9 protein-coding genes are annotated in these 20707 nt (G+C 58.5%); 5 read left to right on the top strand and 4 right to left on the bottom strand.

Annotation, left to right across the window (positions count from 1 at the left end):
- Positions 1 to 473: 473 nt before the first annotated feature.
- Together J3U88_RS03900 and J3U88_RS03895 are read right to left on the bottom strand one after the other, a co-directional pair.
- The gene (locus J3U88_RS03900) at positions 474 to 2543 is read right to left on the bottom strand and encodes a M12 family metallo-peptidase (protein ID WP_207856913.1); all 2070 of its coding nucleotides are present in this window, start codon (positions 2541 to 2543) and stop codon (positions 474 to 476) included.
- 121 nt (positions 2544 to 2664) lie between these two features.
- Positions 2665 to 5985, bottom strand: a complete 3321-nt coding sequence (locus tag J3U88_RS03895) for an immunoglobulin domain-containing protein (RefSeq protein WP_207856911.1) — start codon at positions 5983 to 5985, stop codon at positions 2665 to 2667.
- 942 nt (positions 5986 to 6927) lie between these two features.
- Between J3U88_RS03895 and J3U88_RS03890 the strand changes: the two genes are divergently transcribed.
- Positions 6928 to 7290, top strand: coding sequence for a hypothetical protein (locus J3U88_RS03890; RefSeq protein WP_207856909.1), 363 nt, complete (start codon positions 6928 to 6930; stop codon positions 7288 to 7290).
- Positions 7291 to 8209: 919 nt separating this feature from the next.
- Positions 8210 to 9040 carry an SDR family oxidoreductase gene (locus tag J3U88_RS03885; protein ID WP_207856907.1) on the top strand — a complete coding sequence of 277 codons (831 nt, stop codon included), beginning with the start codon at positions 8210 to 8212 and terminating at the stop codon, positions 9038 to 9040.
- Between the two features lie 211 nt (positions 9041 to 9251).
- Here J3U88_RS03885 and J3U88_RS03880 read toward each other — a convergent pair whose 3' ends face one another.
- Entirely contained in the window at positions 9252 to 10016 is a 765-nt protein-coding gene (locus J3U88_RS03880) for a hypothetical protein (RefSeq protein WP_207856905.1), read from the bottom strand.
- Positions 10017 to 10235: 219 nt separating this feature from the next.
- Between J3U88_RS03880 and J3U88_RS03875 the strand changes: the two genes are divergently transcribed.
- From J3U88_RS03875 to J3U88_RS03865, 3 genes are all read left to right on the top strand, one after another.
- On the top strand, positions 10236 to 11174 hold the full coding sequence (locus J3U88_RS03875; RefSeq protein WP_207856903.1) for a pirin family protein: 939 nt from the start codon (positions 10236 to 10238) through the stop codon (positions 11172 to 11174).
- Positions 11175 to 11471: 297 nt separating this feature from the next.
- Complete coding sequence (locus J3U88_RS03870) at positions 11472 to 15482, top strand: ATP-binding protein (protein ID WP_207856901.1); 4011 nt, start codon at positions 11472 to 11474, stop codon at positions 15480 to 15482.
- A gap of 353 nt (positions 15483 to 15835) precedes the next feature.
- Positions 15836 to 18058, top strand: coding sequence for a DUF5916 domain-containing protein (locus J3U88_RS03865; protein ID WP_207856900.1), 2223 nt, complete (start codon positions 15836 to 15838; stop codon positions 18056 to 18058).
- A 254-nt stretch (positions 18059 to 18312) separates the two neighbouring features.
- Here the strand turns inward: J3U88_RS03865 and J3U88_RS03860 are convergent, their stop codons facing one another.
- Complete coding sequence (locus J3U88_RS03860) at positions 18313 to 20556, bottom strand: flagellar hook-length control protein FliK (RefSeq protein ID WP_207856898.1); 2244 nt, start codon at positions 20554 to 20556, stop codon at positions 18313 to 18315.
- Between the last annotated feature and the right edge of the window lie 151 nt (positions 20557 to 20707).

Genomic DNA, 20707 nt, shown 5'->3' with positions numbered 1-20707 from the left:
GCCGGTTCCCGACGCGGATGGCGCCGTTACTTCGATGATTAGCTTAGCGCAATGTCCCCACATAACACCCATTAATCCAGTTCATTACCTTTGACTGTCACTGTTTCTTCCTATCCAGGGTTCCAGCAGAGGCGGAAAACCGCCCGCCTGATACCGAAGCAAACGGAAGGAAAAATGGGAGGGCCCCGCCGCGGCGAAGCAGCGGCGGGAGGGACCTATTTTTCCTGGAGTGGTCCTTGAGGAATCGGCGTTGGCGCGATTATCAAGCCTGCCGACGAGGCTCCTGTTTCGAAGTTCCAGTAATTCCTCGTCGGCGTGAGCGCCAACCAGCGCCATAAGCCGATTGGTCAAGGATGCTGTTGATCCCATGGGAACAACATCCCGGAAATCGATTTTGGGCTTGATCCCCCACCCCGTTCATGGAAACGGTAAAAATACCAGATACCAAACCTCCCCCCAGCATCCCAAACATCTTATTCGCAGGTCGATTCGTCCAGGTTGAGGTAGAGGAAATCGCGCACGTCGATGAAGTTGTCACCGTTGGCGTCGGCGCGTTGCGTGCGCCACCACTGGCTCAAGAAACGCAAGTCGGCGACTGTGTTGCACCCATCGCCGTTCAGGTCTTCAAAGGCGGTGTCGCTTGGAACCAATACCTCGATGAACGCACGCACCACGGCGTTGGTCTGCACGTCCTGCACCCGCAGTTGCACCGAGGTCGTCTCCTCGTAGCGGAACGGCATCGTAAAGGCCAAGGTGTCGCGGCCGAGCACGTTGCCGGTGGCCACATCCTGCCAAGTCCAGGAAACCTCGCGGTTACAGCTAATTGCGCCGTCGAGCCGTACCGGACGCAGGCCTTGCACAATATGCGTCCCCTGGCGAATCTCGGCGGCAAAGGCGGGGTCTAAGGTCACCACGGCGGCGTCGCTTTCGACCGAGGCACAATCGTTGGTTACCACACAGGTATAGCTGCCCGCCGTTTCCGACCCGGATACATTCAGCACCAGGTTCGCGTTGGTTTGACCGGCCAGGGTTTGGCCGTTCCGGCGCCATTGGTACCTGCTGCCGAAGGACTGGCTCACGCTTAGTTCGACCGTGTCGCCCACACAGGCCGAGGTGGACACGGGCGATTGGTCGATGCTCGGCGAGAAGCAGGCCTGGGGCAAACAGTCGGGATTGTTGGCGGCGCGGTTGATGACGTGGGCGTTCATGCGCTCGGGCACACGGTCGGGCAACACACCGAAACCATGGTTCATCCCGAAGGTGGGCGCGATGTTGCGGATGCCGCCGCCGCGAATGTGGCAGTAGGACATGATGGTACCGCAGCCGCCTCCGGCGGTACCGCAGGGCAATTCGTTCGGGCCGTCGTGGCAATCGCCGGCACCGGCACACTTATCAACAGGTTCCTCGCTGCCGCCGATCCCACCGTAACAATGGGTATGTCCCGAATTGAAGTTGTGCCCGATTTCGTGGGCCACCACGGTGATGTCCCAGACAATCACCGGATTGTCCACATTAAAACGGTCCGAAATACCGGCACTCACGCCGTAGGGACCGCCGAACAAATCACGTTCGGTGCCCAGCTCAGGACAGCTCGAATTGGGGTTCGACATCCAAGGGCCGCGACACAAAACACCGACCCAGGCAACCCCGCCACCGGAATTTTTGCCACTCAGAAAGTGAGCGATGGTGCGCGGGCGATCAGCGCGGTTGCGGCTCCAGTAACGGCCAAACTCCGACAATTGGCAACCGGTCGAGGTACTCTGCCAGGGATCGTTTGCCGTCGTCCAAACGTCCGTGTCGGCAATCACCAGGTGGGTATCCACCTCGGCCTCGTAAATCGCCGAGATGTAGGCGAACAGGTCGCTGATGTAGGTCATCATGTGGTTGACGTCGTCAAATTTTTGGAACAATTCGTAGTCCGTCGCCAAACCGACGGATGCGTAATAGGTCGCGTTGCCGCCGCGAATCCCGCTAAACCGCGCGGGTGGATGTTGAAACTGTTTGGCGGGTTCTGGATCCAGGTCGGCCGGATCGGGAAGCTGATCGGCGGCGCAGGAAAAACCCCCGTGTTCCTCGGGCAGCGGTGCCGCGCTGAGGTCGATCTCGGCCAAAACGGGTTCACCGGGTTGACGGGTGGCGGGCGGCTCCAAACGGTAATAACGGCCTTCATGGCCGACCAAACCGGAAACCCGACCGTCCTCGCGTACACTGAGAAAGGCGCGCGAGCCGGTTAGGCCTTGGATTTCGCCGCGAAAATAATGATGGCGCGGCGGGGCGACAATCTCGGTGCCTTGATCGCCGTGAACGAACACCCGCGCGCCGTCTTCAAACACATCGAAACGCCGCAGGGAAAGCGACTCGGCGGCGAAGGAAGCGCCGAGCGTCAAGCCATGGACCATGAGTTCTTGCTGGTAGGGAACAGCTTGCAACTGGGACGCCAGTTCCGGGGAATAAACGTCCAGTTCAACCGCGTCATTTTGGGCCAAAAGCCCCGTTAATACACAAGGGAAAAGCACCAAAAAAACACGCAAAATTCGTTGCAAAACGTCCTCCAACCATCGGTCGTTAATCTGTTAAGCGGTCCTCATAAAAAGAGAACCCCGTGGGTAGCCCGAGGCATGCCGTGTCCCGCGGAACGAGACAGGGCACCCCTCGGAACCTAGCTTATTGTGGGCAGTTATCCGCGCGGGTATCGATGAACAAGAAGTCGCGGACGTCCATGATGGTGTCGCCGTTGGGCGTCATCTCTTGGCTCGTACGCCACTGTTCGGCGAGGAAATGAAGGTCTTGGATGCTGTTGCAACCATCGCCGTTGGCATCCACGTAGGTGTCGTCTTCCGACACCAGCACGGTGACATAGCGACGAATGACCTGACCGCCGGCGTCTTCCACGCGGAAGATCACCACCGAGGTTTCGTCGTAAAGGAACGGCATGTCGAACACCAGTGCATCGCGACCCAGGACGTTACCCGTCGCCAAATCCTGCCACAGCCAGGACATGCCGTCGTCGCGACAACTAATTTGACCACTGACCTGAACCGGGGTCAGACCTTGAGCGACGGAAGAATAGGCGACCTCAACCGCGAAGGCGGCGTCAAAATCAACCTGAATCCCGCGCGTCCCCACGGAACCGCAGTCGTTTTCGAGCAGGCAGTCGTAAACACCTTCCTGGTCGAAGTCCTGCAGGTCAAGCGTCAGCGAGGCCGAGGTTTGGCCGGCCAGGGGTTGACCGTCTTTGCGCCATTGGTAACGGGTCGCGTGGTTGCCTTCAACCGTCATGGTTACCTGGTCGCCGATACAGCCAAACACATCGCTGGGTTCGCTGATGATTTCCGGGGTCGCGGAAACGTTCAACGCCACGGATTCGGTTAACACCGAGCCACAATTGCTGTTCCACACGACACAGAAGTATTGACCGGCGTCGGCAAGGCTCACGGCGCTTAGGTTCAGGGTGGCGCTGTTTTGACCGTCCAGATTTTGACCGTCTTTACGCCACTGATAACGCAAGGGTTGTTCGCTGTCGGCGCTCACCGAGAAGGTGGCATTGTCACCGGCACACACCTGCTGGGCCCTGGGTTGGTTACGGATGACGGGGAGATCGGCCAACGCCACGCTTACGGTTTCGGAGTTAAGGGTGCCGCAGTCGCTGGTGATGCGACAGCGATAGGAAGCCTCACTTCGGATATTGGTAAGGTTGAGGTCGGGTGAGGTTTGACCTGGCATGTTCTGCCCGTTTTGCTGCCATTGATAGGTCACATTGCTCCCACTCGCGCGAACCGACAAGGTACGGTCGTCACCGGTACAGACCACGGCGCCGGTAGGCTGTTGGGTCACCACGGTGGCCGGGTTCACGGTCAAGCTGCCCGTGCCGGAAGTGGAACTGCCGCAATCACCGGTCACGATGCAGCGGTAGCTACCCGCATCGGCGACGCTCAAACCACTCAGGGTCAAGGTAGAGCCTGTTTGACCGGCCAGGTTTTGCCCGTCCTTCTGCCATTGGTAGGTCAGAGACCGACCCTCGGCGAACACGGCGAAAAACGCTTGGCCGCCAATACAGCCGATGGTGTTTTCGGGCTGTTCCTGAATATCGGGAACGTCGCTGACAACCACCGTCGCGGTGTTGGTGTTGAGGGTGCCGCAATTGGCCGAGCTAATCACACAGCGGTATTCGCCGGCGTCACCGCTCACGGCGCCCGTTTTGCGGTAGGTCGCGCCGGTAGCGCCGTTGATGTTTTGCCCGTTGCGCTGCCATTGATAGCTCAAGCCGCTGCCGCTAACCGCAACGGACAGTTCCAAGGTTTGACCGGCACAGATTTCGGCGCCGCTTGGTTGCTGGGTCACAGCCGTTCCGGCATCGACGGTGAGGGTCACCGCGTTGGAAGTTTCGCTGCCGCACTCGTTGGTAATCACACAATCGTAGCTACCGGCGTCGCCGGATTGGATGCCGCTAAAGGTTAGCGTGCTGCCGGTTTGGCCGGAAATGGGGCTGCCGTCTTTGCGCCATTGATAAGAGAGTCCGGTGCCCTCGGCTGTAACCGAAAGGGTCACATTGGCGCCGACACACTGGGTGGAGGAGCTGCTTTGATTGCTGATGGAAGGCGCGTTACAGGTTTGCGGCAAACAGCTGGGGTTACTGTTGGAACGCGATTCGACGTGGCTGCGCATACGAGCGGGTACCCGTTCGGGCGCGACGCCGTGGGCGTGGTTCAACCCAAAGGTGGGGCCGATGTTGGCCGTACCGCCGCTCAGCAAGTGGCAATAACTCATGATGGTGCCGCAACCCGCGCGCGATTGACCGCAGGGCAAAGAGGTGCCGCCGGAATAACAGCCGCCTTCACCGGCGTAACACTGGTCAACGGGACTGGCGTTCCCGCCGATGCCGCCGTAGCAGTGGGTGTGGGGCGAGTTAAAGTTGTGGCCGAGTTCGTGGGCAACCACCACCACATCCCAAACCATGCTGGGGTTGTTGATGTTGAAATTGCCGGACAGGTTGGCACTGACGCCGTAATCGCCGCCGTAGCGACCGCTGCCGCTGAGGCCGCCGCAGCCTTGGTCGGGATAGTTGAAGCCGCTGCCACACAAAACACCCAGCCAGGCCACGCCGCCACCCGTCCGTTTGCCACTCAAGAAGTGGGCGGCCGTGCGCGGGGTGCTCGTTTTATTGCTGTTCCAGTAGTCACCCATTTCGAGCAATTGGCAAATGGTGGAGTTCCCGGACCAGGGATCGTTTGAGGTGGACCACAAGGTGGTGTCGCCAACCAGCAAAGCCGTCCCCAAATCATTTTGGTAAATGGTTGAAATGTAACCGAACAGATCGCCGATGTAGGTCAAGGCATCTTGTTCGTTGCCGAACAGGTTGTAAAACTCGTGATCGGTATCGATCGCGATGGTCGCGTAGTAATCGGCGGTCGGCATGCGCGAGGGCGGCAAGGCCTGTGCGTGGCGCAACAGGGCGGCGTCTTCCTCTGAAACCGGGGTTTCGTCCGGCTCGGGCAATGCGTCCAGACCGCAGGTGTAGGGATCGTTTTGAACCGCGTTGGTGACTTCAACATCCAACAAACCAATGGTTTGGTTGCTCCGGTCCAGACGTTCCTCGATGATCCAGTTCCGCCCTTGCCAAGAGACGAGGCCGCGCACCTCGCCGTTGTCGCGCATCGACAGGTAGGCGGCGGAACCCGGCATCCCGGAGACGGCACCTTTGAAATAAGCGTGCTCGGGCGCGCCCACCACGCGAGGGCCGTTGTCCCCGTGAACCGTCATCACGGCCTCGGGGTGGAATACGTCGAAACGCTCCAGTTCCATCGGGGTAAAACCGCGACGTTCGTCGAAAGAAAACCCGTGCAGGGTCACTTTTTCACCATGGGTCACGCTGTTCATTTGCGCGACCAAATTAGGCGAGGAAATATCGAAATCTTGTGTTTGCGCCACGACAAAGGAACTGAGCACGAAAAACAGAAACAAACTACAGCAGACTTGGTTCACCATAGCGGTAAAGCCCCCTCTCAATCTTGCGGAAATCACCCAGGCGATTCACGGCCGAATCGCAAAAAAATAACTGTCCAACCCTCATGTGGGGTCAGCTTAACCATCTCCCGGTCAAGGGGATGTTCGTTTGACGTTCATGAATTCAGTTGCATGGTTTCCCGCACTGCTCAGCAGGGCTTCCGCCACGTGGCTGAACCCTTTGTAAGCAATGCCGGTTAACGGATAAAAAACCGTTTCGAATGACGCGGCGATGTGCCGCAACTATGTCCCAACAGAAAATGCAATGAAGAAGCAACTGATAACGGCTTCATGAAAGTTGGTGGCCGACCCGCGGCGACCTCGACCCTTTTCCTAACTTAAGGGACGAAGGCAAAGACGCACCGTGCCGGGATCTTGTAAAAATCACCGGCACCTGTCTCAAGCCATGGGGCAGAAACACCTTTTCTAAAATAACCTTTTTTCAGAGCCGAGGCGTGCCACGCGGGTCGCACTGTGAGCAGGGTCACCCAGCGCTGATGCATGCTGTGATTTCTTACACCTTCTGGTCGGCTAGTGGTATTTGTCACCTCGATTCCACTCAGGAACCACCAGCTTCTGTCGCGCTCAAGCCCGCATCATTCCCCAAAAAACGCGACATAAAGACGACGCACCCGTCAATTTCCCGTCACAAAAGCGACAACGGCGTGCATGATTCCTCGATAACCAAACCTCCAGCCTCGGAACCAACGGCGGCGGGGCGGAACAAATCCGGGCAACGCCAAAAATCTATGATACTTATTTCATCGCAACCCAACCATTTCCTCACTTGACAACGACCGCGAAAAGGCATCTAATCGGGTTAATCTTCAAAAGTGTATCAGTGCAACCTTTTCACCGGTGCTTAGCCATCGAAGCGCGGTCAGGTGAATAGGTGCGCCCATTTTCACGCCAGGTAGGTCTGATGTGTCTGCCCAGCCACCCAAACATCGTGCGCCCATTCCGGTCCATTTCATCAAGGGCCGTCGCCTAGAGGCGGCGCAAGACGATTGTTTCCTGCACCAGACCCAGCACAAGGTGCTGTTGGTCGTGGTGTTGGCCTGCTGCGTGTGGATGGGTTCGCACCAACAAGAACCGCCCCTGCTCCAGACCGGCGTTCAAGAAGTCGTTTCCTGGGTCAAGCGCCAATGGCGGCCCCAGACCCACGGGCCCGGCATCATCCCGGCCGAGGCGCACGACCCGCACGCGCCGATCACGGCCCGGTCGCCGGCGCCGTCCCAAGCCGCCTCAATCAAAGCTTACCCGCCTGGCACGCGGCGGCGCCCTTAGCGCCGGGCCGCATCCCTTCTCCGCAACCGGTGGGAGACGATCCTCGCGAGAGGCGTCTCCCCCTTTTTTTTCGGGATAGGTGGGATGAGGCGGTGGTGGTTGCCTGGGTGATTGTTGCCTGAGTCCTCGTCCGTTTTTTTTACAAGGATGGTTTGGGGATGACAGGCCTGGTTTTTGGGTTTTGCCTGGGTTTGTTTCCCAGCATTTCGGTGTGGGCTCCCGAGAGAGCTGGATGGGCGATGAACCATGACCCACTTAGTGAACCTGATTCCGCCCTGGATGAAGGGTCGATGCGATTTAGCAGCCGCTCCAGATGCCGCCCACTTCCGCTTTGGATGCGGGCTCGCAAGAACTAAGCGGTGACAGTCACATGCAAACATCTTGCTCTATGCGCCTTCTTCCGAAAGAACCAGGTAACATTGATTTCTGATAACCGAAGCTACGGCCTTTTCCGCACGCGCGATCCGTCACACGTGGGAACGCCCGCTCCCCGCCATCCTGGATCCATCCTCCTATCCTGAGAAATCATGGGCCTTACCCAGCCAATGGACTTGAAACACATCCGAAAAATCAAAAGCGGTGACAGTCACATGCAAACATCTTGCTCTATGCGCCTTCTTCCGAAAGAACCAGGTAGCATTGATTTCTGATCGCCGAAGCTACGGCCTTATCCGCATGCGCGATCCGTCACACGTGGGAACGCCCGCTCCCCGCCATCCTGGATCCATCCTCCTATCCTGAGAAATCATGGACCCTATCAACACAACGAGCCCGAAACACACACGAACAAAACCAAAAACCCAGCCCACCATCCCCAAGCCATCCTTGTGGTATGATGGGGGCCATCTAGAATTACGTTCTAAAACCATCGGCCGCCGCTTGCGATCCTCATCCGGGGCGGCCTTGTAAAGGAAGGATCATGGCAGATCTTAAGGGAAAAACACTGTTTATCTCCGGCGCTTCGCGTGGGATTGGGAAAGCCATCGCGCTGCGCGCCGCCCGTGACGGCGCCAACATCGTCATCGCCGCCAAAACGGCGGAACCCCACCCCAAATTGCCAGGCACCATTTACAGCGCTGCCGAGGAAGTCGAAGCCGCGGGCGGCAAAGCCTTGCCTTGTGTGGTCGATATTCGCGACGAGGCGATGGTTGCCGACGCGGTCAACAAAGCCGTGCAAACCTTTGGCGGCATCGACATTTTGGTGAACAACGCCAGCGCCATTAATTTGTCCGGCACGCTGGAAACCAAAATGAAACGCTACGATCTGATGCACTCCATTAACACGCGCGGCACCTTTTTGGTTTCCAAAACCTGTTTGCCCCATTTGCTCAAAGCCGAGAACGCCCACGTGCTTAACATTTCACCACCGCTCAATATGGAAACCCGCTGGTTTGCGCCCCACGTGGCCTACACCATGGCCAAATTCGGCATGAGCATGTGTGTCTTGGGCATGGCCGGTGAATTCAAAAAGGACGGGGTCGCTTTTAACGCCTTGTGGCCGCGTACCACCATCGATACCGCCGCGGTCCGCAACCTTTTGGGCGGCGACGCCATGTGCTCCAAATCGCGCACCCCAGAAATTATGGCCGACGCCGCGCACGCGATTTTCTGCCGCAACAGCCGCGAGGCCACCGGCAACTTCTATATCGACGAGTCGGTCCTGCGCGAGGAAGGCGTCACCGATTTCGCCCCTTACCGGGTCAGCCCCGAGGTGGCCGAGGAAGACTTGATCCCCGACTTTTTCCTTTAACCGAGGCGCGGTGAACCCGGGAAGCCTCTGGGCGACAACGGCCTGTCATTGTGCTGAAAAAGACCGAGCACCGCGGGTGCTTGGTCTTTTTTACCTAAAGTGTGCGATTCGGGTGGATGCAATCGCGCAGATATCGGCGCAGAACGCGCCGATACGTGTGCGAGGGCGCCGCCAAGAATCGCTCAATTTAGGTTTAAGGCACAGGACCTTTTTACCGAACCGCCTCATCCTCTAGCGCTTCTTGCGGGGTCGGCAACCTTTGGTAGGCAGCCAAACGCGCCATTTGTTCCGCGATCACCGAGGGCGCGTAGTAATAACGATCCAACCAACTGTTGGGATTGTCCGTGACACGCCCACCGCGAATTTCGCGCGCCCATAGCCATAACTGATGGCCCAAACCGGCCTCAATCGTGCGCTGGTCCGTATCCCGTTCGAATTTTTTGTGGAACTTGCGCGATACAAAAGAAGCACCTATCGCAATAAATTGATACCACCGTTTGGTTTCGTAATAGTCGGTGTGCGCGATTTCGTGACCGAGCGCGCCAACGCGCGCGTTAAAACTCATATTTTTGAGTAATGCCGGCGAATTCCCGAAACGATCACTTTCATCAATGCCGATGCGGTACACCCGCAAACTTTTTCGACCCCGTAACAAGGTCCAAACAAAAGGTCGCGACGAAATCGGCGCGCGCGACCGTGTCACAAAACGAATTCGCGTATCTTTGAGCGCCGGGAAATGGGACAACGCCAACAGCGTTTCCAATTCGTACCGCGGGGGAATTTCCTTATTGCGGCCGAAGGTGCGGCGCAATTCATCCAAACGCGGTAACCAATCCTCGCGCTGGTACAACACCCGTGGGGCACCGTCGGCGACATGGGCGGACAGGGTTGCGGGCGTCATCGCAAAAGGCAACACCCAAAAAGGTGGGGCCGGTTGCGGCAGCAAAGAACACAACAACATCCAAGACAGCACCATGATTTCCTCCAGTTCGGGTTCGGAAAACGTTCATACCGCACGCTTCGTTTCAAAAACCCGAGGCCGCTTCATCGTTCGGGTTGGCTCATTCTAAAAAAAGCGCACGACGGCATTGGTCATTTTTACGTGAGCATTACCACTTATAATAAACCCACTTTTCCCGCGAACCATTCCGGTGCCACGACCATCGCCCCACACCCCACACCAAAGGACGATCCCATGACTGACTTGCACGGTGTTCAGCGAGACGCCCTACCCTGCTCCGCCAATTGCAGCGAAACCCCAAAAATCGAAAGTTACCCCGCCAAAGAAGCCGAACTCGGGGGCGGCCTGAAAATTCGCCGCGCCCTGCCCCTGCGCCAAAAACGCATGATCGGCGCCTGGTGCTTCCTCGACCATTTCGGTCCTCTCGACTTCGAGGGCAAAGCCATGGATGTCGCCCCCCACCCCCACATCGGTTTGCAAACGGTCACCTGGCTGCTCGAAGGTGAAATCCACCACAAAGACAGCCTGGGTTACAACCAGGTAATTGGTCCCGGCGCGGTCAACCTGATGACGGCCGGCAAAGGCATCACCCATTCGGAGGAAACGCCGCCCGAAAACAGCGGCCGGGTTCACGGCGTCCAATTTTGGATCGCGCTCCCCGAAAGCGAACGCCGCCGCGAACCGGACTTTCAACACGTGGCCGAGGCACCCAAGGTCACCGTCGGGAACCTAGTCGTCCAAGTATTTTTGGGCGAGGCACTTGGCCAAAAGGCCGAACCCAAGGTGTACACACCCATGGCCGGCCTGGACGTCACCGCAAAGGCCGACGGCGAGCACCGCCTTGACCTCGACCCCACCTGGGAATACGGCCTGGTGCTTGTCAACGGCGAAATCCAAGCCGAGGAGCAAACCCTGACCGGCGGCCACCTGCACTACCTCGGTCAAAACCGCGCCGACTTTGCGTTTCAAGCCGCGCGCGGTAGCCACTTTGTGCTCGTCGGCGGTGTCCCCTTCGGTGAGGAAATTTTGATGTGGTGGAACTTTGTGGCACGCACCGGCGAGGAACTCCACAAAGCACGTAGCGATTGGGAAAACGAGGTTCACTTCGGTCCTGTCACCGACTACGCGGGCGGGCGCCTCACCGCGCCGCCGCTGAATGTTAACTTGAAATGAGTTTTAGCCGACAAAACCTATAGCCCCCAGGCCCAATCGCTCAAACCGAAGAGGCGTGATAAGCGCGTGGGGTTTTGGCTAAAGATCTGGAGCGAAATGACTTGAAAAAAGCGAACCGGGGTGCCACGACCACACCCACCGGTCCTGAGCATTTTCACAGGCCGTTGCAGCCCAGAGGTTTAGCTAAAATCACCGCGGATTACCGTGCTTCTTAGGTCAAAGGGATGTCCCATTTTGTCGCATTCTTCTGGATCTCGTTTCATGCCACCCCCGGGGGCCCGTCTTTTGGGTGGGCTCATGGGGTGCCTCGTCCTGATCTTGGCCACCCCGCCCCTTGGTGCGCAAAGCGAGGCCGACACCGCCAAAATCGAAGCATTGCTGGAACAGGGCGACCAATGGGTGGACCAGCAGCCCACCAAGGTTTTGGAAACCGTTCTCCCCGAACTACGGGAACACCTGCGCCGGTTTCCCAACCCAAACCATGAACAACACGCGCTGAAACTCGCCTTTTGGGCCAACCTCAACTTAGAACACGAGGACAAGGCGCGCGTGCTCCTCAAGGAACGGCTCAAAGCTTCGTCGGCCATGGGTGCAGACGGCAGTTTTTGGTATGCCGAGGCGCTGACCGACCGCGCCATCCTTTCGTTTTACGCCGGTGAATACCGCGCCGCCATCGACGACAACCGCGCCGCACTCGGCCTCATGGAGTCGCGCGCCCCACCTGAAGAAATCGCCGAAACGCTGAACAACCTCGGCGTGTTCCACCGACGCCTCGGCGAATTTGAAATCTCGCTGGATTACAGCCTGCGCGCGTTGCAACGCTACCAGGCGGCCGGCATGGAAAAAGCCCAAGCCCGAACCCTCAACAACATCGGTATGGTGTACCAAACCCTCAAACAGCACGAAAACGCGCTCGAATTTTTTCATAAATCGCTGGCGCTCAAGGAGAAGCTAAACATGCAGGCTTCCCTTGCGCAAACGCTCAACAACATCGGCTTTGTTTATATGAACAGGGACGATTTGGAACAGGCGCGCGTTATGTTTGATCGCGCCCTCGACATTCTCATCGATTACGGCGATCCACGCGATTTATGCCAAGCCCATCTCAACGTGGCGCGCATTTACCGCCTCCTCGGCGATCTCGAAAAAAGCAAACTCTACGGCGACCGCGCCACCGAACTCGCGCGGGAATTGGGTCACCCCGAATTTATCGGCGGTACCAAGTTGGAAGCCGCGTTACAGGCGTATCAGGCGGGCCAACCCAAAATCGCCCTGGAACGCATTGAGGAAGCGGTCGAAATCATCAGAAACTCCCAAAATACCGAGGACGTGAGCATCGCCTACCACAACTATGCCGCCATTGCGGCCGACAACGGACTTTGGGAAAAAGCCTACCTCGCCCACCAAATCCACAAGGATTTGCAGGACAAACTGTTTAACGCCGAGGCGACCCGTGCCGTAACCGGCTTGCAGGCCAAGTTTGAAAACGACCAACGCGAGGGTGAAATCGCGCGCCTGAAGAAGGAGAACGAACGCAAGGAAAAACAAGTCATCGCTCAAAAGCGGTTACGCAATGCCTCCATGCTCATTTTGGTACTGCTGTTTTCGTTTATTTTGGCGTTGGTCGCACGCAACATGGCGAGCCGTAAGTATGATCGCGAAAAACAACTGAACGAACACCTCCTCCGCTTGGACCGCATGAAAGACGCCTTTCTCGCCAATACCTCCCACGAACTGCGCACCCCGCTCAACGGGATTATCGGCCTTGCCGAGTCACTGGCCGACGGCGCGACCGGTGAACTCAACCCAGCCACCCAGCGCAACCTCGGCATGATCATCGCCGGTGGCAGACGGCTTAGCACCCTCATCGACGACCTCCTCGATTATTCGAAAATCGCCAAACAATCCTTGGATATCCAAACCCAGCCGGTCCAACTCCACGCCGTGGTTGAAATGGTGCTCGACTTCACGCGACCCACGCTTGGGAAAAAAACCTTGGAAATCACCAACCAGGTCCCCGTGGGCCTGGCCAAGGTCCAAGCCGACGAAAACCGCTTGATCCAAATCCTCCACAACCTCATTCACAATGCCGTCAAGTTCACCGACACCGGCTTCATTCGCGTCAGCGCCCGAGCCGGCGATCAGTTTGTGACCGTTGCCATTGAAGACAGTGGGATCGGCATTCCCGAGGCCCATTTCGAATCCATTTTCAAGGCTTTTGAACAGGTTGACAGCGCCCTCTCGCGCCGTTTTTCCGGTACCGGCTTGGGATTGGCGATCACCAAGGAACTGGTCACCCTCCACGGCGGCGACATTTGGGTTGAATCACAGGAAGAAAAAGGAACCACCTTCCGCTTTACGTTGCCCATCGCCACGGGGAACACCACACGAGAAACCGCCACCCCGGCGGTTGAACCCAAACGGTCCCACATTTGGGAGCCGCTCGCGCCGCTCCCCGCGCCCGAGGCAACCCCACACGCCGTGGACGATTCAGGGATGTTTCGCATTTTGGTGGTAGACGATGAGGAAGTGAACCGCCAAGTATTGGTCAACCACCTTTCCATTCACGATTACGAAATCGTCCAGGCCGGCTCGGGCGCGGAAGCCTTACAGAAATTAGCCGGCCCCGAGGTATTCCATCTGGTTTTGTTGGACATCATGATGCCCAACATGTCGGGTTACCAGGTTTGCGAGGTCATTCGCGAAAACCACCCTCCCAACGAACTGCCCGTGCTTTTTCTCACCGCCAAATCACGATTGCAAGATTTGGTGCGCGGCTTTAAGGCCGGCGCCAACGATTACCTGACCAAACCCGTCACCAAGGAAGAGCTGCGGGCAAGGGTCGATGTCCACGCCCAACTGAAACGCGCCACCTTGGATCTGGAACGCAAAGTCTCGGAACGTACCGCCGACTTGAAGATGCAAAACCAGGAATTGGAGACCTTGAACGAGGTGGTCAAAACCGTCAACCGCGAGGTCGAGATGAAAGCGCTCGCCCAAGCCCTGCTCTCGCAAGCGATAAACCTGCTGCCCGACGTCAAAAGCGGCGGTTTGTTGTTGCGTGATCACCAAACCGATCACTTTACCTTTGCCGCCCTTGCCGGCTACGAGGCCCAAACGGTGTCGCCGATTCGGTTTGACTTCCAGGAAGCAACCCGCCGTTACACCGGCCAGGTCGGTCTCGCCGACGGGGTTTGGTTGATCAGCAACCCCGCCAATCAGCCTGGGCGCGAAAAGTTCGCCGGCCTGCCCATGCCCGGTTCGTTGCTGACCGTCACCCTTCCCGTCGACGATCATTTGCTGGAGGGCGTGTTGGTCTTCGACCACGAATCCAGTCGCGAACTGATCGACGACGGCGTGGTCGCGCGACTCGTTCGCTTCCGTGAGCATGCCATCACCGCGCTGACCAAAGCCTGCCATGTGGAAAAAATCCTCAAAACCACCGAAAATCTGCGCCAAACCCAAAGGCGCTTGATCGAAACCGCCCATCTGGCGGGCCGTGCCGAAATCGCCGCCAGCGTGTTGCACAATCTCGGCAACGCGTTGAACTCGCTTGTGTCCTCCGCCGTCGTCCTGCAAGAGAACATCAGCACCGAGCGCATTCGGGCGACCTTGCAACGCATCGCCGACCATCTGTCCGACACGGACGACCAACAACCCGAAATCACCCGCGAGCAACTGGCCAAAGGTGTGGCCACCATTATTCAACTGATTCGGGAAAACGAAAACGCCGCCCGCGAGGAAGCCGATCACCTGCTACAAACCATTGAAGGGATTCGCGACATCGTCTCGGCCCAGGAATCTTACGCACAGGTCGCGGGTTACTGCGAAGAAGTGGATTTACAGGAGTTACTCCAGGAATTAATTCAAGCAGAGTCGGGCAACCTGGCCGGAATGAACATCCCCATCACCGCCGATATATCCGCGCGGAAAAAAGTCCCTTTGCAGCGCTTCAAACTGATCACCGTGTTGCACCACTTGATTGGCAACGCGGCGCGCGCCGTGGAACATCAACCAGGCGGCGCGATCCACATTACCGACGAATGGACGGGCGACGGTCGCTTCCGCATCATCGTCAGCGACAACGGGGTAGGTCTGGCCAAAGAGGAACTATCGCTCATCTTCCGCCGCGGTCATTCCAAACAGGGCGACGAACACGACCTCAGCCTGCACCTCACCGCCAACACCATCGCCGACATGGGCGGGCGCCTTTGGGCGGAAAGCGAAGGTCGCAACCACGGCGCCCGCTTCATCATCGAACTCCCCGAAGAAAACGCCGTCCCGGAAGCCCGCCTGAACACCGCTTAACGCCCGCTCAAACGTTCACCAATTTATGCGGCAGTGTTACCTAACCCGCATTTCTCACAAGGAATTCTGCTACGAAGCCGAAAGCCATGCGATTACGAGGGGGCGGCCTTCCGCCCGACTCGGTCGAGCCGACTTCGCCGTAGCACGACACGCGTGGTTCAGGTCGGTACCGTGTTTCCCTGGAGTACGAGGCGCTTGGCCGTGTGTCGGCGATCCGACATGCCAACATCTCGGTCTTGGAGTTGCGTGCTTCGCCGCGGCACCTTGGCTCTGCTGACGCACACCGCTTGCCCCCTTCCTTGAAATGGTTTAGTTTGTTTCGGTTGCACCGATTCCTTCTCCTGAGGTGGTTTATGCGCGCACTGATCTGTCTCGCTCTGCTGCTGGGTTCCCCTTCCCTCGCCGAAACCGCGGTGATTGACGGGCGGCTTGATGAGGATCATTGGCAGGACGCACGGGTTTTCGACCAATTCGTCACCACCCAACCGCTCACGCTGGCCACGCCCCAATACCCCACGCGCGTTCGCCTCGTCGCCACCGCCGACGGGCTCCTGATCGGTTTTGAGAACAGCCATCCACCCGAACTCAGCCGCACCCGCGCCAAGAAACCACGCGACCAAAGCCTCGAAGCCGACCGCGTTTCGGTCATGATTGATTTCCAGAACAACGGCAGCACGGCCTACGAGTTCACGGTCTCCCTCGCCAATTCCATCCAGGACGGCATCATCGCCGATCAAAAACGCTTTTCCTACGATTGGGACGGCTTTTGGGAACACGCGGTCAGCGAAAGCGACACCCATTGGTATGTGGAACTCCGCGTTCCCTGGTCAGCCGTTCCCGCCGCCAAAGGCCGCGGCGATCAGCGCAACATCAACGTTTTTTTCTCCCGTGTCATCCACGAACGCGGCATTCGCTATTCGTTTCCCGGCGCCAGTTGGGAACGCCCCACCTTTGTCGCCGATTTCCATCCGGTCAGCGTGCCCAACTTCAAAAGTTCCCTGCTCGACTTTTTCCCTTATGCCACCGCCATCCGCGACGAACGCAACGGGGACGAGGACTTCGACGGCGGACTCGACCTTTTTTGGAAACCCAACGGCAACCACCAGGTAACCCTCACCATCAACCCCGACTTTGGTCAGGTGGAAAGCGACGATTTGATCGTGAACTTCTCGGCGGTGGAAGCCTTTTTCTCGGAGAAACGACCCTTTTTTACCGAGAACCAGGCCCTGTTCGACATGAGCACCACCAAAGGCGGTCGCCTGATTCATACCCGCCGCATCGGCGCGAGCCACGACAACCCCGAGGCGGGCCCGGCCGATATCCTGGCGGCGCTTAAATACACGGGCCAGGCGGCGAACTGGGAATTCGGCGTGTTCGGTGCGGCCGAGGACGACGCGGACACAGCCCAAGGCAGCGACTTTTACGTGGCACGCGCCCGCTACAACGGGCAACGCATGCGCATCGGCGCCGTGGCGGGCTGGACCGACCGCCCCACCTTGGACCGCGACGCGCTGATGACCGCGGTCGACCTGGAATTCAAACCCAAACCCGGCGTATTGGTGCGCGGCCAAATCATTAACACCCGCGCGGAGGAAGCGGGCGAAAAAGAGGACGGCCGCGGTGCCTGGGTGCGGGCCGACTGGTCACCCAACGATAGCTGGTCCATCGGCGGCGAAATGTCCCGTTACGATGCCTCCTACGACATCAACGATTTGGGGTTCATGAGCCGCAATGATGTTGAGGACATGGAGCTTAACCTGACGCGCCGCAAGCGCACCTTTTCAGCGAAAAGTCCCATTCAAGAACAAGAACTGGAGGGCGAGCTGGCCTTTTCGCAAAATACCGCCGGCGATCACCTTCCTGTCGCGGTAGAACTGGCCCATACAACCCAATTCAAGAATACGGCCGAATTAGAGATCGTGATGGAACACGAAACCACCGGCATGGACGATCGGGTAACACGCGGCAACAACCTGGTGCGTTATCCCAAACAAACCTTGTTTTATGTGAATTACGTGGGCCCTTCGGTCGGCGTGTTTCGCTACGACCTTTCCTTCCTGCTCACACCCGAGGCGATGAACGAATACGCGTGGGAAGTCGAACCCTCGTTCGCCCTCTTCATCAACGACAACCTCAACCTGTCGCTGCAACCCAACTTCCGCAAGGGCGATGAATGGTTGATCTGGGAACGCGACAACGATTTAGCCAGTTTTCGCCACGAAACCTGGGACACCGCGCTCAACCTGGACTGGTTCCCGGCTCGGTCCCAAGAATTACGCCTCAAATTCCAGTGGATCGGTATCAGCGCGCGTGGTCGTGACCGCTATCGCGCGGCGGCGGACGGCACCTTAAACCCGGTCGCGGGTCCGGTCGATGATTTTGTGGTCAGTAACTCCGGTTTGCAAATTCGCTATCGCTACCTACTGGGACCGCTCACGGAAATTGCGGCGGTTTATTCACGGGGCGGTGATTACGCCGAAATGGAACGCACCCTCGGCTTTAGCCGCTTGTTCGCGGCGGGTTGGCGCGAGACCATCGCCGACCAGTTTTTCCTAAAAGTGCGCTACCGCTTGTAATGCGGTTAGCCCGCATTGCTTACGAGGATTCGTCGCGAGAAGCTGAAAGCCTTGTGCGTGCGAAGATGACGAGCAAGCCACGGCACAGGGGCCCGACCTTTCGCGGGGCCGACCATTCGCGGGGCCGACCATTCGGCGTAGCAGCTGAGGCCAAGGCGGCTCGACCGAGTAATGCGGATGGCCGCCCCGCGGAAGGCAAACCCTCGTAATCGCATAGGTTACCCCGTAGCAGAATTCCTTGTGAGATAGGCAGGTCAGGCGGTGATGTCGAGCGGGCCGTTGCCACCGTCGCCGCCCACGGAAGTGGGGCCGGTCGTCGCGGCGGCGTTCTCCTCGGCTCGGGTGTCGTCACCCTCGGAATCGGCGCCGTGGGCTGCTTGCCGTTCTTGGAACGCCTCGCGTCTTTGGTCGGCGTCCTCACCGTTGGCCGATGCTTGCTGTTGGCCGTTTTGGCGTTGGTGCTCCTCCGGGTCTTGGCGCTCGCGTTCCTCGCGCACGTCAAAACGCTCGAACTCCATGCCGCGCTCACGCATCGACTGCTCCAACTCGGCCTGATGATCGCGGATCAACTTGGCGGTGCGGCTTGATTGGGTTTCGATTTGGGCCTGCATCTGGTCGCCCTCACGTGTAATGGTGATTTTGACCTCGCCCAACTCGGCCGGTTTCAGTTTGACGGTCACCGATTTGGGTTTGATCAGATAGGCTTCTTCCATACCGTCTTCCAGCATGCTGAAGGCGGGTTGCGGAAGGTTGCTTTCGCCACTCGCGGCGGATTCACCCATCGCGGCGGCGCGTTCCACGGCCTGCGCTTGTACCGCGGCAAAGGAGGTTTCGACGCCGCGACCGCCCCCGTTGCCTTCCATGGCGGCACGTCCCATCATGGCGCCCCGTTGGAATTGGAAGCCGCCACCTTGGTCCTGATCCACGCCTGCCTGCAGCATGTCACCCGCCTGCCAAGCCGTTTGCCGCACCTCGGCCCCGCCGAGTTGTTGATCGAGCTTTTGGCTACTTGCCGGATCTTGTGCTTTGACCCGCGCCAAGGATTCACGTAAGGCGCTCAGGCCACGCCCGCTTTCCGACCGGCTTTGTTCGGTCACGGTCACCTTGGTTTCCGATGTCACGGATTTGGTCTCAACAGCTTTGGCTTTTTCCTTCGGCTTCTCGGTTGCGGTGACCTTGGTTTCTTTTTTGCCCGATTCCGCAAGCTGGTCTCCGTTCACCCGGGGTCGTTCCCGCTCCACCACCGGCGCGGCTTGCTTCGAACGCCGCGGTTGGGGAACGGCCACCTTCTCCCGCGATTCCCGCACGTCAACCTGAGCCTGCCATTCACGGGGCACGCTCACCTTACCCGCCGCGGCCTTTGGCGCGGTGGCGGCCGAAGCTGCGGCGGCGGCGTTGGCTGCACCTTTCTTTTCGCCGGCGGCGGCTTGGGCGTCGCTTAGCGATGGGGCGGGCGCGGCCGCTTCCTTGGATGCGGCCTTTTTCGCCTCAGCTTTTTCCGGCACCGGCTGCACCGCACGGGCGCGTTTTTGAGCATCGCCGCTACCCGTGTCGGCCTTTGCCGCGTTGGCTAGGGCGGCACCATGCCGGGACCCTTTGGTTGTTTCGCCGCCAAGATCACCGACGAAAAGACCGGCTTTGGCCGCGTGTTTCTTTTCAGGCGCGGCCTTGTTTTTTTGAGCGACGGCGGGATTGAGGGACGCAATCTCCGCGGACCGCTTGATCGGCGCCTGTGCCTCGGCGCCTTGAAGTTTCAAGCTCTCAAGCGACATGTTGGCGGCGCCTTTTTTCAAACCGTCGGTTTCCCGACCCCTGTTCGTTCCTTTACCCTGCGTGCCATTCAGGCCGGCAACATCGGCATCAGCGGCCGGTTTCAACAAGCGCACCCGCGATTTCTTGCCCTCGGCAACGGGTAAAGACTCACCTTGGGCCAACGCCTTTCCTTTGCCGTCCTCGCTTTTCTCCAGCAAGGCTCGGCCGTGTTTGCCTTTGCTCGTTTTGGCCTGCTTGTCGGCAACGACGGCGGCGCCCAAGTTCCAATCCTCGGCCGCGCTCAGCAGGGGTTTGCGTTTGCGCCCCGTGCCGTTTTCCTCCTCCCCTTTTTCGCCTTTTAGGTAGGCCAAAGCTTCGCCGACCAAGCGTTCATGGTCACCTTCACCGGCTTGTTTCAAGCGGCCGGGTGTGACGCCGACGGCGGCGGCGCGTTCTTTAACGGCATTGGCACTCACCTTGGGAATCAGGGCGCCTTTTTGGGTAACCTTGTGGCGGGTGGATTCGCGTCCGGCACGTAACTGTTCGAGCAACCCCGACTGTTTGGGATGCACCCCGGCGATGCGCGCAGATTTTGCCGCGGCTTTGCCCAGCGCGGCAAATTTTGCCGAGCCCATCTGGGCCTTATCGAGTAGGGAGAAAAAAAGCGATTTACCGGTTTTTTTCCCTTTTTTACCGACACGCCTGCCGGCCGTTCCCGTTTCCACGCCAAGGGTCGATACGTTCATAAGTCACGCTCCCACCGGGCCTCGTTTCGTCCAACCGCACCTCGACATCGTCCCAGCGACATCCGCCCACAAGCACAGTTTCAACAGACACTTACATCTCTTCATCTTCCCTGATGAAGCATCGCAACAAACCATTGATTGCGACCCAATC

It is taken from the genome of Acanthopleuribacter pedis, from assembly GCF_017377855.1.
Classification (GTDB): domain Bacteria; phylum Acidobacteriota; class Holophagae; order Acanthopleuribacterales; family Acanthopleuribacteraceae; genus Acanthopleuribacter; species Acanthopleuribacter pedis.
This window is presented reverse-complemented; position numbering and strand designations above follow the sequence as displayed.